Genomic DNA, 13,342 nt, shown 5'->3' with positions numbered 1-13,342 from the left:
ACAGGTGATTTCCGATGACCACCGAACAGCACGCTCCTGAACGGGTGGTCGCCACAGACGCCGCCGTGCAGCTCTTGACGAAACTGTCGGAGCTGCACGGCGGACTCATGATCCACCAGTCCGGTGGATGCTGTGACGGCTCGGCCCCGATGTGTTACCCGGTCGGGGAATATCGTGTCGGCCAGCGCGACGTACTCGTCGGCGAAATCGATCTCCCGGAACCGATTCCCGATGTCCGGGTGTGGATCAACGGCGACCAGTTCGAGCTGTGGAAACACACACAGCTCATCCTCGACGTCGTGAAGGGCCGCGGCGCCGGCTTCAGTCTCGAAGCGCCGGAAGGCGTTCGGTTCCTCTCGCGGTCGCGGGTGTTCGACGAGGCCGAGAATGCCTGGCTCGACGCCTGCCCGCCGCGGGTGGGGTCGGATTTCGGCTGAGCCATAGGAGGTTTCGATACGCCGCCTCGCCTGGCGGCTCGGCGGCTACTCAACCAGCGGTCAAGTCGCCTTCGCCGCTGATCGAGTAGACAACGAACCCCAAACCGCTGATCGAGTAGACGACGAACCCCAAACCGCTGATCGAGTAGACGACGAACGAAGTGAGGAGTCGTATCGAGATCACCCGACACCCGACACCGCATCGAGCCACCAGCCGCGAACCATGCCGGCCGGTCGGCCGGGTTCGATGTAGTGCTCGGTGCCGAAGGCGAACGGGAACGCCTCGACGGGGATCTCGAGCAACTGCCGGACGTCGCTCTGACTGGCGTGGCAGGCGAGCGCCTTGCGCTTGGTCATCACGTCGTCGCCGAGGTCGACGGCCCAGTGCAGTTCGCTCTCGGGAGTGCCGATCGGATTGCCGTCGTCGCCGCGGGTATCCGGGTCGAATCCCTCCATGCCCATCTCGGCGGCGAGGACGAACAGTTGTCGCATGAGGTCGCGGTTCATCGTGACCTCGAGGTAGCGGGGGCGCTTCGCGGCGAGTTCCACTGCGGCGAGGGTTGTCCTGTGCAACATGACGTGATCGGGGTGGCCGTAGCCACCGTGCCAGTCATAGCCGACGACCGCGTCCGCGGACTCCTCGTCGAGAAGATCGGCCAGCCTGCGGGCCGCTTCATCGGGGTCCGCGCGGGCGAAGACACCGTCGGTGTTGTTCTGTGCCCAGCCGGTCATTCCGGAGTCGGCATACCCGAGCCATTCCACCCGTGCGGTGCCGGTGATGGCGGCCGAGGCCTCCGCTTCGCCGCGCCGCCGGCTCGCCACGGTCTCGCCGGGCTCCAGATCGTCGGGGACATCGCTGTCGAAACCCCCGTCGCTGCGCTCGCCCGGGTCTCCGTCGGTGCAGTAGACGACCACCACCCGATGACCCTCGCGCGCGGCTCGGATCATGGTTCCCGCAGTGGCCGTGCCCTCGTCGTCGGGATGCGCATGGACAAAGACGATTGTGCTCATGGGTAGATCATGCTCGGTGCGGTTTCGACGCTCTCGGTTACCGTTGCCAACCATCGTCCGGAACACGTCTGATCTGCGGGACGAAACTTGTCGGTGGCCGCCGACAAGTTGGTGTCATGCAATCGAGCGCGCCGGTGTTGGCCCAGATGGCCGCCGATGAGCAGCACTCGGCCACCGGGTTGGTCGAGGTGCTCCATCACAGCACCGCGGTGCGCGCGGCCGCCGACTATCGGAGTTGCAGGCCGCCAGTCTCATCCACGACGAGCGCGAACAAGACCATCTGGTACGGCTGGCCGCAGGGCTCGGCGAACAATCGACGTCGCCGGCCAACCTCGAGCGTCTCGCCGCGCGTGCCGCCGCCGGACAAGACCCGCACGCCCGCTTTGGCCCCAACGGACTCGAAGCCGCCATCGCAGAAGTCGGAGCAGCACTGACCGTGCCTGCGGCCCGCGCGCGGGAGTTCATCGAAGCAGGCAGCGTGTTGCGTCACCAGTTGCCGTTCATCGGCGCCACCCTGGGTGCCGGACGCATCGACCTGCCCCGATTTCTCGCGGTGGTGCGTCGCACCGCCCTGTGCACCCCCGAGAAACTCGACCTGCTCGACAAGATCATCGCCGCTGACATCGAGACCCGCGAGCCGATGTCGATGGTCCGCTTCCTGGTGATGATCGACAAGCACATCGCGACCCACGATCCCGCGGCCACTCGCCGACGCCGCGAACTCGTCGATTCCGAGCGCAACATCAGCGTGCGACCAGACCGCCACACCCCTGGCCAATCCCGCATCGGTGGGTCGCTGCCGGCCGAGCAGGCCGCCGCCGTCGACGCGCGCCTGACCGCGATGGCCGCCGCGGTGCACGCCGATGATCCCCGCACCGCTGCCCAACGGCGCGCCGATGCGTTGGTCGGGTTGGCCCACGGGGCCAACGCTCTCGACTGTCGCTGCGAAACCTGCACCTCCGACCCTGACGCCGGCGGCATCGACGCCGACCCCGCAACCGTCGCCGCTCCCTCGGACACCGCCCGGTCAGATGGTTCGCCTGATGCGACCGAGTCACCGTGTGCGCCGCGGCCGACCTTCCACATCGTCGTCAACCTGAGTAGCCTCCTCGGTCTCGACGACGATCCAGCCTTCTTGGACGGCCAAGGCATCCTCGATGCCGACACCGCACGCAGACTCGTCGCCGGGGCGCGACGCACGTACATCCGGCCCGATGTCGTGGCCGAGCCGCGGCGCATCGACCGCTACGCGCCGAGCAAGATGCTCGCCGATCAGGTCCGTGCCGGTGAATTGTGTTGCAGCTTCCCCGGCTGCAACAACCGCGCCTTCCACACCGACGTCGACCACGACATCCCGTTCGCCCAGGGCGGGCCAACCAACCCACGAAACCTCAAGCCGCTGTGCCGTTTTCATCACCGCATCAAGACCTTCGCGGTTGGCTGGCGCGATTACCACGATCCCCTCGGTGAGGTGTTCTTCCAGTCACCCGCCGGCCACACCTACCTGGGTAACGCGTTCACCGGACGCGATGTGTTCGGATCTCTCACCCGCACCGGCCGACCGCCGGACGACGCCGCGCGGCAACGCATCGACACCGTCCGCGCCCGACGTGCGGCGTCGATCAAACGTGCCGACCAACGGGCGATGGATCGGTGGAACGCGGAGAATCCGCCGCCCTTCTGACTCCGCGTCGGTGATCGTACTGGGATGCACGCGCCGTCGGGTTCAGCGCCGCGACAGCACGGTGAGCGTCAGCCCCACCACCACGAGCACCCCGACGTAGGTGGCGACCCCCGTCCAACCGAACGCCGAGAACACGAGCCCACCGAGCGCGCCGACCACCGAACTGCCCAGGTAGTAGTGGAAGAGATAGAGCGATGAGGCCTCGGCCCGGTGATCGGTGGCGCGCGCCGACACCCATCCGCTGGCCACCGAATGCGCCGCGAAGAACCCGCCGGTGAACAGCAACATGCCGACCAGGACGAGCGCCAGATGGTCGGGCACGGTCAGGGCGAGTCCCACCAGCATCGTGGCGACCGCGGAGATCAGCACCTGCCTGCGCCCTCTCCGGTCGGCCAGGCGGCCGGCGAAGGTCGACGAGAACGTTCCCGCCAGGTACATCAGGAAGACCGCCGCGACGGTTGCCTCGCTGAGGTCGAACGGGTGCCGGAGCAGTCGGTAGCCGATGAAGTTGTAGACCGTGACGAACCCACCCATCAGGACGAAGGCGAGGACGAACAGCGGGAGCAGCCCGGGGTCGCGCAGATGGTTCATCAGATTCCGGGCCGTGATCCGTGGTGCCACGCGCTGGGGACTGAAGAAGCGGGATGCGGGGACCGTGCGCCAGAACACGAGCGCGAAACCCAGCGACACGAGGCACGCCGCCTCCAGCGCCCACTGCCACGACACCAGATCGGCCGCGACGCCGGGGACGAGACGGCCGGTCAGTCCGCCGATCGTGGTGCCCGCGACATAGCGACCCATCGCCGTGCCGAGTGACGCGCCGTCGACCTCCTCGGCGAGATAGGCCATCGCCACCGCGGGCACGCCGGCGCACAGCACTCCCTGCAACGCACGGCCGGCGAGGAGTACCTCGATGGACGGTGACCACGGGAGCACGATGCCGATGATCGACGCGGCGAGCGCCGAGACCACCATCACCCGCACTCGCCCGTACCGCTCGGACAGCACACTTGCCGGGATGATCGCGATGGCGAGGAACCCGGTGGTCAATGAGACGGCGAGCGCTGAGGTGGCAGGCGAGACGCCGAAGTGATCGGAGAGCTGCGGCAGGAGGGCCTGAACGTAGTAGAGGGCCATGAACGTCGTCATGCCTGCGGCGAACAGTGCCGTGGTGGCGCGCCGATAGCCCGGTGAGCCCAGCGTGTGCCGGATGTTCGGGGCGGAGGTGGTGGTTCTCGTGGTCATCGTGGTTCAGCGTCACCCCATCGGTCTGCACCTCAAAATGAATGGATCTACGCCATCTCATTCAGTTGTGAATGACTGCAGCTAGGATGGACTGCCAGGATGAATGTGCACCACGAACTCGATTGGTTCATCGCCATCGCCGAGGCGGAGAACCTGACCGCCGCCGGTGAACAGGCCCGTGTCTCGCAGCCGACGCTGTCGCGTTTCGTCGCACGGTTGGAACGAGACGTCGGCGTGCCGCTCTTCGATCGGCACGGCCGGCGTCTGGTGCTCAATCGATTCGGGCAGGTGTACCTCGAACGTGCGCGGCGGGCGCGCGTACAACTCGATGCCGCCCGTCGCGAGATCGACGAGATGCGGCGGCCGGCGCGAGGGGTGGTGCGGCTGGCCTTCCTGCATTCCTTCGGCGTCACGTTGGTGCCCGATCTGATCCGGCGGTTCCGCGACGAGAACCCGCAGGCGCGGTTCACCCTGACCCAGGACGCCGCTGCCACTGTCGTCGACCAGGTGATCCGGGGAGACGCCGACCTAGCGATCGTGTCACCGCGGCCGATGCGAACCGACCTGGCCTGGTTCGCGATCGCCGAGCAGAAGCTCGCCCTGGTGGTGCCGTCCGATCATCGGTTCGCCGATCGCACCACGATCGGTCTCGCGGAGGCAGCCGACGAGGAGTTCATCGTGATGGAGAGGGGATTCGGTATGCGTCGGATCTTCGACGAACTGTGCGCCGCAGCCGATATCGCCCCGACGATCGCCTTCTCCTCTGCCGAGCTGGCGACCATCACCGGCCTGGTCGGTGCGGGACTCGGGATCGGGGTCGTGCCCGTCGACGACGCCGATCGCAGCCCAGGCGTTGTTCTCGTCCCGTTGACCGGCGAGTCACGCGAGATCGGCCTGACCTGGTCGCGGCCGCGTCCCCTGCCCGACGCCGCCGAGAGATTTCGCGACTTCGTCATCGGGAGCATTTCACCTGACTAGAACTCTTTCATTCTCATTTCACCATCGCCTTTCGTGATCCCCATGTGCGATGGGGGGTGTTTATCGATGGATCGGTTTGTTAGCTTCGGTGAGGCCACCTGCCGAAAAATGAACTGGAGGCGATGAACAGAATGCGACGTAATGTCATCCGAGGAATTGTTGTGGGCGCAGCCCTGGGGGCGGCAAGCCTGGCATTCCCGACAATGGCGACAGCGGCGCCGGTTTCAGATATGAACTGCGCCAAGACTTCGACGCCTACCAGCGCGAATGGGTGGGGAAACACCTTCTCCGACGAGCAGGGTCAGGCGGGAAAGGTGACGGCGACAAAGGTCGTCGACACCGATGGGTCGCTGGAATTCATGACCACCGCGGACAAGCCGCGTGAGGCGTCATATCATGCCGCAGGTCAACTGCCTCTTGCCGACGCCGCGAAGAAGCCGTTGACATTCGAGAAATCGGCGGGAAACGCGAACTGGCAAATACGTGTGACCGGCGCCAACACCGGCGCGAATGACGGATTCGCGACATTCGTCTGGTCTGCGCCGGCGGCTGCGGGCAAGGCGGACGCCGCCTCGTCGAATCAGTGGTGGGCGACTCGTGACCTGCCCGGCATCGCGAGGGGCAAGAACGCAACGCTTGCGGAACTCACCGCGGCCGCCAACAGCGCGAATCACAAGACCGTGGTCGACCATTACGGCATCTCCAGCCAGCCGAACGAGAAGACCGGCAAGGTGAATGTCGACAATGTGTCGTTCAACGGTTGCACGACGAACTTCGCTGCCACCGGCGCCAGCGGGGCCTTCGGATCGCTGGATTCGCTGATCCCCTGATCGATTCCCGACCACCGCAGAACGGGCCCGCGACCGTGATGGTCGCGGGCCCGTTGTGGCCGGGTGGTGTGCGCTCACCGGCGTTGGCTCACCACTGGGCGAATCACCACTGGTCGAAGCCGACGTTGGTGGCCGGGTAGTGGCTGCCGAAGTTGTGGCTCATCCAGTACTGCGAGGCCCCCGGTCCGGAGATGCCGCTGGTGCCGGTGTTGGTGTTGGACTGCGAATTGAGCACCTCATAGGTGGCGGTGGGGCCGCCGACTCCGATCCGGTACGCGACGTTGATGGCGAGTTTGTTGCCGTGTGGCGCGACTGCGGTGATCGTCTCGCTGGCGCCGGGTCCGAGCGTCTGTCGTGGCCCGTTGACCCAGACACCGTTGCCGCTGGTGCCCGAACCGACGAGGTGCTCGGCCTTGTTGGTGTGGTTGGTGATGGTCATCGCGATCGACGGCTCGCCGGGGTGGGTCACCGGCATGGTGCCGGCATTCGCCGTTCCGGTGCCGATGAGTCCGATGCCGACTGCGGCGGCGATTCCGGCGATTCCGGCGGTGGCTGCGGTGATGCGGCGGGTGGTGGTGTTCATGGTGTTCTCCTGGCGTTCGGTTCGGTGTGGACTGTGTTGTCCGGGTGACACCAAGAACTTTCCCGTGAAACGGCTCTCGGCAACCTCCGCCGATCGGCGGATTCGCCGGTGGACAGTGGCGTCCACCGATCGGGGGATACGCGGTGGAGGACAGCCGTGGAGAACAATGGCTGGTTGGATCACCGAACGCGGAGGAGCGCCATGACGGAGACCGGTTCCCAGACCCTCACCATCGACTGCCCGGCGGGCAACGTCGTCGCTCGGGTGGACGGTGACGTGATCCGCGCGACGGGCATCCCGTATGCGAGTGCCGATCGTTTCGAGGTGCCGGTGCCGGAACCGTCGTCGGCAGAACCGATCGACGCGACATCGTGGTCGCCTGCCTGCCCACAGAACGAGACCGAGGATCTGCTCCGGAGTCGGTTCGGGGATGCAGCGCTCGGCGACGTGCCCGAGGACGAACAGTGCCAGCGACTGTCGGTCACCATCCCGGCCGACCGGGAGCCGGGTGAACCGTTGCCGGTGATGGTGTGGATTCACGGTGGTTCCTACGTGCTCGGTGCCGCAGACGCGCCGTGTCACGATCCAGCGAATCTCGTTGCCGAGCAACGGGTTGTGGTGGTGTCGATCACGTACCGTCTCGGGCTGTTCGGCTTCGTCGGCGACGGCGTGCGCCGTCCGGCGAACCTGGGCCTGTTCGACATGATCGAGGCGCTGCGCTGGGTGCAACGAAACGTCGCCGCGTTCGGCGGTGATCCCGACGCCGTCACCGTTTTCGGTGAGTCCGCAGGTGCGGATGCCGCGGTGCACCTGATGATCGCCGACGGCACCGAGGGATTGTTCCGGCGGGTGATCGTGCAAAGTGCCCCTCTGGGTCTCGCGCGCGGCCGTACGGCCATGTACACGGCCATGGCCGACGCGACGCGGCAGATCGATTCGACCACCCCGGTCGACGAGGTCCTGGCTGCGCAGAGTGCATTGGCCCGCGACCCCGCCCTGCTCCGCTTCGGCGTGCGGGCGCTGATGCCGTTCGGCACCCAGTACGGCCATGCACCGTTGCCTGACGAGGACGAGGTCGACGCCGCGTGGGAACGGCGTGCGGCCGATGTGGAGGTGCTCATCGGGTGGAACGAGCGTGAGGCGGCGTTCTTCACCGCCGGTATCTCTCTCCTCGGCGGGCTGCAGAAGGTCCCGGTCGCCGGGCCTGCGCTGTACGAATTGATCGTGCGAGGTGTCACCAAGGTGGTGTACACAAGTGCTGCAAAGGATTTCATTCGGCGCCATCGTCGAGTCGGCGGACTCGCGGCGCAGTACGTCCTCGAATGGGGCGCGCGCGGCGATCCGTTGCGGGCGGCGCACACCGTCGACATCCCGTTGCTGTTCGGCGATCAGGCCACGTGGGACGGGGCGCCGGTCCTGGTCGGACACCGCTGGTCCGAGGTCGAGGAGAACGCCCGGCAACTCCGCGCGATCTGGGTTGAGTTCGCGCGGACTGGGTGGACATCACCCGCCGACGTGCCGGGGTTGATCAGGTTCGGCAGGGAGTGAGGCGGGTGCCTCAGAGCTGCCCGACCGGTACCTCGGCGATCGCGACGGTTCCGCCTGCGGGGTGCGGCGCGACGCTGAGTCGCCCACCCTGTCCTTCCAGCCGCACCCGCCGGGACACCAGGCCGATGTGACCACCGGCGACACGCTGGTCGAGCAGGTGCGGGTCGACACCCACGCCGTCGTCGACCACCACCACCCGTGCTCGGCCCTCGTCGACCTCCGCGGTGAGCTGCACCGTGGCCGCCTGTGCGTGCTTGACGACATTGGTCAGCAACTCCCGCGCGGACGCGAAGAGGACCGCGTCGACCGGCGTCCGGATGCCGTCGGGCCAGCCGACGGTGTCGACCGAGACCGTGAAGGTGCTCCGTCGCTCGATCGAGTCCGCGAGGTCGGCGAGCGCGACGGCCAGGCCGGACTGTTCCAGAACCGCCGGGTGCAGCTCCCCGAGCGTCGAGCGCAGGAGTCGCGCGGATTCGCGGAGTGCCTCGTCGATCCGCCCGACGACCTGAGGATCGGGACTCCCGCCTTCGAGCACGGCCAGCTCCTGACGTGCGCCGAGGACGTACTGCAATGCGCCGTCATGCAAGTGCTCGGCCAGCTCTCGTCGCTCGCGGTGCTCTATCTGCATCACCTCGTCGAGGAGCCGACTGCGTTCGGCGGCGAGTGATCCGATGGTCACGACCCGGGAGCGCTGAAGTCGCGAGAGCGCCACGGCGCCGAGCGCGAGAATGCCGATCACCAAGGTGCTCAGCAGGATCACCGACCACGGCCGTCCATTGGGGACACGAGCGATCGCGTTGGCGACGAAGTAGACCGCCACCGTCGGGACGACCACCGCCGCACACACCATGGGGCGCATGCTGATCGCGGCGATCATCGGGACGATCGCGAAACCGGTCACCAGAACATCTGCGGTCCAACTGATCTCGTCGGACTGACTGGCTATTGCGGTCACCGCGACGAGCACCACGAGGTCGAGGAGCAGGGCCACCCACGAGAATCGGATGGCGATGAGACCGGCGCGCGGTGCGAGGAACACACCACCGACGCACCACGCCACATAGACCGCGGCGATCGCGATGCAGATCCCTGCACTGTGGACCGGGGGCTCGAGGGCCACCGACAACAGGGCGAACACCGACAGCAGAAGGCGCAGCAGCACCTGAATCCGGATGCCCTGCAGGGCGTGATCGATCAGGATCGTGTCGATCCGCTGTTCGTCGGCGAGTTCGGCAAGCCCCAGAAGGGGCGCCGGGCTACTCGAGGAGGCCACGGCGCATCGCCTCGGCGACGGCGGCCGCGCGGTCGGAGACGCCCAGTTTCTCGTACAGGCGCTGGGTGTGCGTCTTGACCGTCGACGCGCCGATGTAGAGCTCGGCGGCGACCTGCGGGATCGACTGACCGCGCGCGAAACCCGTCAGCACCTGACGTTCGCGTTCGGACAGTGCGGGCGCGTCCGGTTGCGATCGGATGCGGATCTCTTCTGCGAGGCCCGCGGCGAGCTCGGGCGGCACCACGGTCTCACCTTTCGCCACCCGCGTCACGGCGCCCACGATGTCGTCGCGGTCGGCATCCTTGGCCAGGTAGCCGGCCGCGCCCTCCGCCAAGGCGCGGAACACGATCGGACCGTCGGTGACGGCCGACAACAGCAGCACCCTGGTGCGCAGTCCGTCCCGGGCCACGGCGTGTGCGACGTCCACACCGGTCAGGCCGGGGATCTGATGGTCGACGACGGCCACGTCCGGTAACTCCCGGCGGATCATCGCCAGACCCTCCGTGCCGTCGCCGGCCTCACCCAGCACACGCACCCGCCCGCTCTGGGTGAGCCCTCGGGCGACCCCGTCGCGGAAGAAGGGGTGATCGTCGACGACGACCACGGTCACCAGGTCCATCGGCTCAGAATAGGGTGGCAGGCGGGCCGACGACCGCAACTCCGCCGCCCCGGAATCGCCGAATCGGGCGGCCCGCCACGCAGTAGTGTCTGATCATGGCGCGGTGGTTCGATCAGACGATCGTCGACACAGGTCGACTGCCGCTGTTCTTCCTGCTCATCGCGTTCGTGCTGACCTTCGTGTTCATCCGTTTCAGCGTGCGGATGATCCGCGCGGAGGTCAGCTGGTGGCCGGGGAACGTGACGCCCGGCGGCGTCCACATGCACCACGAGTTCTTCGGTGTCCTGCTGATGCTCATCTCCGGGTTCTCATTCGTGGCGCTGGCCACCTTCGATACCCCGATCGCCAACTGCGTGCTGGCGTCGGTCTTCGGCGCCGGATGCGCCCTGGTGCTCGACGAGTTCGCCTTGATCCTCCACCTCCGTGACGTCTACTGGGAGGAGGAGGGCCGGTCGTCGATCGACGCGGTGTTCGTCGCGGTCGGCGTGGGATTGCTCTTCCTCATGGGACTGCGGCCGATCGGATTCGGTGAGGTCGACGAGTATCGAGACGCGCCAGACACCAGCACGCGGGTGGTCATCCTCGTGCTGTTCGCGATCATCGTTGCGCTGGCTGTGATCACGCTGCTGAAGGGCAAACTCTGGACCGGTCTCGTCGGATTGTTCATCGTGCCCCTGCTCATCTTCGGGGCCATCCGGATCGCGCGACCGCGCTCCCCGTGGGCGCGATGGCGGTACACCAAGCGGCCGGGCAAGATGGTCAAGTCGATCCGGCGGGAGCAGCGGTACCGGGAACCGGTGGTGCGCTGGAAGATCGTGGTGCAGGAGGCGGTGGCCGGACGGTTCGGTGTCCCCGAACCGACTGCGACCGCCGCCGCGCTGCCCGCGGTAGCCATGGTTGACCACGGTGCCGTGCCGGCGCCGAGCGCGCCCAATCGCATTGCGGCAGCGCTGCGATGGCGGCGCACCCGCCGCGAACTCCGCCGCGATCCGCCATGGCGTCTGCCCACGGTGATGGTGGCGGTGGCGATCATCGCCGGCCTCGTCGCCGTCGGGCTCGACGACAATTTCGGCACCTACCAACTCGCCGCCGGCACCACCGCGACCTTGCTCGGGGTCATCGCCGGAGCGATGGCCACGCTCACCGGCCTGGTGTTCACCGCGGTGACACTCGCCATGCAGTTCGGCGCCTCGCAGATCTCGATCCGGGTGATCCCGATGTTGCAGCAGGACGTGGTGATGCGCGCATCGATCGGTCTGTTCTTGTCCACCTTCGCCTTCACCGTGATCGTCGCCGTCGACCTCGCGACCGTCGCCGACGAAGAAGTCGCACCGGTCATCTCCACGACGATCGCCATCTTCCTCACACTCGTCAGCACGTTCATGTTCATCGTGTTGGTGGGCAAGGTCGGGAGCATCCTGAACTCGTCACAATTGCTGCGCTGGATCGAATCCGAAGGGCGGGCGGCCGTCTACCGGCTGTACCCCGACGTCATGCCGGAGAGCCGAGCATCGTTCCCGGTCCACGGCGGCGACCAGGTGGATGAAGATCAGGGGCCGGCGAGCCTCGTCGTGACGTTGCGCGACACCCCGACCCGAGGGCGGGTGCTGCTGGCCGTCGACCTCGCACGGATCCAGCGCCTGGCGATCCGCTGGAACGTACGGGTCGATCTGCTCGTCGGCATCGGTGACTATGTGCCGCACAATGTCGGCGTGTGCGAGATCATCGGCGACCATCGGGACGTCCGCACGCACCAACTCCTGTCCTGCCTGCTGTTCGGTGACACCCATCGACCGTCGGTCAGTCCCGCGGCAGCGTTGCAGGCGATCTCGGATGTGGCGCTCAAGGCGCTGTCGCCGGCCATCAACGACCCGAGCCGGGCGGTGCAGGCGCTCGACCATTCCGAGGACCTGCTGCTGTTGCTCGGGCCGCGAGTCCGCGCCGACGCACATGACAACAGCCTCACGATGATCGGCGGGTACCGGCGGACCTGGGGTGACTACGTCGGCATCGCGACCGACCAGATCCGCCATTACGGTCGAAGCTCCATCCAGGTGCAGCGGAGGTTGCGCGCCCTGCTGGAGACGCTTATGGAGCAGTGCCCCGACGATCAACAGGAGCCGCTCCGCGAGCGTTTGACAGCGCTCGACGCCGCGGTCGACCGCGACTGGGTTACCCCGCTGGACCGGCGGCTCGCCGAGGCCGCCGACCGGCAGGGCTATGGGTCGGAGGCCGGGCGTATCCGGCGGAGGCGGTTACGGATCAATACGAAGGCCGGGGACTGACGCAAGCCAGGTCCCGCGACCTTGGCTGCTCTCGCTCTTCATCGGACCTGGATCACGCCCCTGCACGTGGTAGCGGGGATCACCCACAGCGCATTTCGATTGACCGAGCTCAGGGTGGCCTTGACCTTGCCCTTCCCGATCTGCGAGGTCGGCAGCGCGATCTGATGCGTACCGACGTACGGCGGGTAGACCGTGCGGTCCGACAGCTTGGTGGCCCGCTTTCCGGTTGCCAGATTCTGCAGGTCCAGACGGACCGTCGAACGGTAGCCCCACAAGCTGCTGAACTCGGTCGTCAGCCAGGTGGTCCCGGCGTAGTCGGAGACGATGATCCGCGTCGGATTGTAGGGCAGGTCAGCGATATTGGGGCTCACACCGATGCAGCTGCTCAGCGGATAGGCGGCGCTGGGCGCTGCGGCGGCTTGCCCCGACAATCCGGTCCCACCGATCACCAGTGCTCCGGCGGCGGCCGAGCCAAGCACTGCGGCTGCGGGCTTGCTGCGAAACCTTTTGTGTCTCACGTAGAAATCCTTCCGTCAGCGAGGCCGCGCATCGTCGGGGCGCTCGGCACCAAAGGTGTCATCTGAAAGGCAGCACGCCCGGTGCCGCCGGGACACGCGAAAGACCTCGATCACGACAGACGTCACCTACCCGGACTGTCCCCGGCATCGCACTCATCGTTACCGCAGCCATGCAGTGAGTCATCCCAAAGAACAGAACACACGAGTTCATCGGATACGTGCGAACTGTCGCCGGCCGGCGGTGACGACTGTGGCGCCGTGTCATACTTTGCTGCGCGGCTGATGCCGCGCATCTGGGGCGACGGTATCGTCATGGCGTCAGTCCGGATGC

General features: G+C 66.9%; 12 protein-coding genes. 6 read left to right on the top strand and 6 right to left on the bottom strand.

Going from position 1 to position 13,342, the window contains the following annotated elements; all coding sequences use genetic code 11:
* Window positions 1–14: 14 nt before the first annotated feature.
* A complete protein-coding gene (locus IDF66_RS12450) occupies window positions 15–437 on the top strand; it encodes a DUF779 domain-containing protein (protein ID WP_190267062.1) in 423 nt (140 codons plus the stop codon).
* A gap of 180 nt (window positions 438–617) precedes the next feature.
* On the opposite strand, the gene IDF66_RS12445 is transcribed toward IDF66_RS12450, so the two are convergent.
* A complete protein-coding gene (locus IDF66_RS12445) occupies window positions 618–1,448 on the bottom strand; it encodes a PIG-L deacetylase family protein (RefSeq protein ID WP_190267061.1) in 831 nt (276 codons plus the stop codon).
* A 235-nt stretch (window positions 1,449–1,683) separates the two neighbouring features.
* On the opposite strand from IDF66_RS12445, the gene IDF66_RS12440 reads away from it, so the two are divergent.
* Complete coding sequence (locus IDF66_RS12440; RefSeq protein WP_190267060.1) at window positions 1,684–3,132, top strand: HNH endonuclease signature motif containing protein; 1,449 nt, start codon at window positions 1,684–1,686, stop codon at window positions 3,130–3,132.
* A gap of 42 nt (window positions 3,133–3,174) precedes the next feature.
* Here the strand turns inward: IDF66_RS12440 and IDF66_RS12435 are convergent, their stop codons facing one another.
* Window positions 3,175–4,377, bottom strand: coding sequence for an MFS transporter (locus tag IDF66_RS12435; protein WP_190267059.1), 1,203 nt, complete (start codon window positions 4,375–4,377; stop codon window positions 3,175–3,177).
* 99 nt (window positions 4,378–4,476) lie between these two features.
* Between IDF66_RS12435 and IDF66_RS12430 the strand changes: the two genes are divergently transcribed.
* Window positions 4,477–5,355, top strand: a complete 879-nt coding sequence (locus IDF66_RS12430) for a LysR family transcriptional regulator (protein WP_190267058.1) — start codon at window positions 4,477–4,479, stop codon at window positions 5,353–5,355.
* A gap of 314 nt (window positions 5,356–5,669) precedes the next feature.
* Window positions 5,670–6,185, top strand: coding sequence for a hypothetical protein (locus IDF66_RS12425; protein ID WP_396264278.1), 516 nt, complete (start codon window positions 5,670–5,672; stop codon window positions 6,183–6,185).
* A gap of 103 nt (window positions 6,186–6,288) precedes the next feature.
* On the opposite strand, the gene IDF66_RS12420 is transcribed toward IDF66_RS12425, so the two are convergent.
* Complete coding sequence (locus IDF66_RS12420) at window positions 6,289–6,768, bottom strand: hypothetical protein (RefSeq protein ID WP_190267056.1); 480 nt, start codon at window positions 6,766–6,768, stop codon at window positions 6,289–6,291.
* A gap of 201 nt (window positions 6,769–6,969) precedes the next feature.
* On the opposite strand from IDF66_RS12420, the gene IDF66_RS12415 reads away from it, so the two are divergent.
* Complete coding sequence (locus IDF66_RS12415; protein WP_190267055.1) at window positions 6,970–8,316, top strand: carboxylesterase family protein; 1,347 nt, start codon at window positions 6,970–6,972, stop codon at window positions 8,314–8,316.
* Window positions 8,317–8,326: 10 nt separating this feature from the next.
* Here the strand turns inward: IDF66_RS12415 and IDF66_RS12410 are convergent, their stop codons facing one another.
* Together IDF66_RS12410 and IDF66_RS12405 are read right to left on the bottom strand one after the other, a co-directional pair.
* Window positions 8,327–9,589 carry a sensor histidine kinase gene (locus IDF66_RS12410; RefSeq protein WP_190267054.1) on the bottom strand — a complete coding sequence of 421 codons (1,263 nt, stop codon included), beginning with the start codon at window positions 9,587–9,589 and terminating at the stop codon, window positions 8,327–8,329.
* Window positions 9,573–10,208 (bottom strand): response regulator, encoded by a 636-nt coding sequence (locus IDF66_RS12405; RefSeq protein ID WP_190267053.1) that lies wholly within the window; start codon window positions 10,206–10,208, stop codon window positions 9,573–9,575. The genes IDF66_RS12410 and IDF66_RS12405 overlap by 17 nt, the downstream gene beginning before the upstream one ends.
* A gap of 95 nt (window positions 10,209–10,303) precedes the next feature.
* Here IDF66_RS12405 and IDF66_RS12400 point away from each other — a divergent pair, with 95 nt between their 5' ends.
* Window positions 10,304–12,493, top strand: a complete 2,190-nt coding sequence (locus IDF66_RS12400; RefSeq protein WP_190267052.1) for a DUF2254 domain-containing protein — start codon at window positions 10,304–10,306, stop codon at window positions 12,491–12,493.
* A 38-nt stretch (window positions 12,494–12,531) separates the two neighbouring features.
* On the opposite strand, the gene IDF66_RS12395 is transcribed toward IDF66_RS12400, so the two are convergent.
* Entirely contained in the window at window positions 12,532–13,011 is a 480-nt protein-coding gene (locus IDF66_RS12395; protein WP_190267051.1) for a hypothetical protein, read from the bottom strand.
* Window positions 13,012–13,342: the final 331 nt, after the last annotated feature.

The organism is Gordonia hankookensis (assembly GCF_014673215.1).
GTDB classification, from domain to species: Bacteria; Actinomycetota; Actinomycetes; order Mycobacteriales; family Mycobacteriaceae; genus Gordonia; species Gordonia hankookensis.
The sequence above is the reverse complement of the archived record's forward strand: the minus strand, read 5'-3'. Positions and strand labels throughout refer to the sequence as shown.

What these genes read in the sequence shown, in the direction of transcription:
- IDF66_RS12445 (WP_190267061.1), bottom strand. Translation starts at nt 1,448, where the DNA reads ATGAGCACAATCGTCTTTGTCCATGCGCATCCCGACGACGAGGGCACG.
- IDF66_RS12435 (WP_190267059.1), bottom strand. Translation starts at nt 4,377, where the DNA reads ATGACCACGAGAACCACCACCTCCGCCCCGAACATCCGGCACACGCTG.
- IDF66_RS12450 (WP_190267062.1), top strand. Translation starts at nt 15, where the DNA reads ATGACCACCGAACAGCACGCTCCTGAACGGGTGGTCGCCACAGACGCC.
- IDF66_RS12405 (WP_190267053.1), bottom strand. Translation starts at nt 10,208, where the DNA reads ATGGACCTGGTGACCGTGGTCGTCGTCGACGATCACCCCTTCTTCCGC.
- IDF66_RS12415 (WP_190267055.1), top strand. Translation starts at nt 6,970, where the DNA reads ATGACGGAGACCGGTTCCCAGACCCTCACCATCGACTGCCCGGCGGGC.
- IDF66_RS12400 (WP_190267052.1), top strand. Translation starts at nt 10,304, where the DNA reads ATGGCGCGGTGGTTCGATCAGACGATCGTCGACACAGGTCGACTGCCG.
- IDF66_RS12430 (WP_190267058.1), top strand. Translation starts at nt 4,477, where the DNA reads ATGAATGTGCACCACGAACTCGATTGGTTCATCGCCATCGCCGAGGCG.
- IDF66_RS12420 (WP_190267056.1), bottom strand. Translation starts at nt 6,768, where the DNA reads ATGAACACCACCACCCGCCGCATCACCGCAGCCACCGCCGGAATCGCC.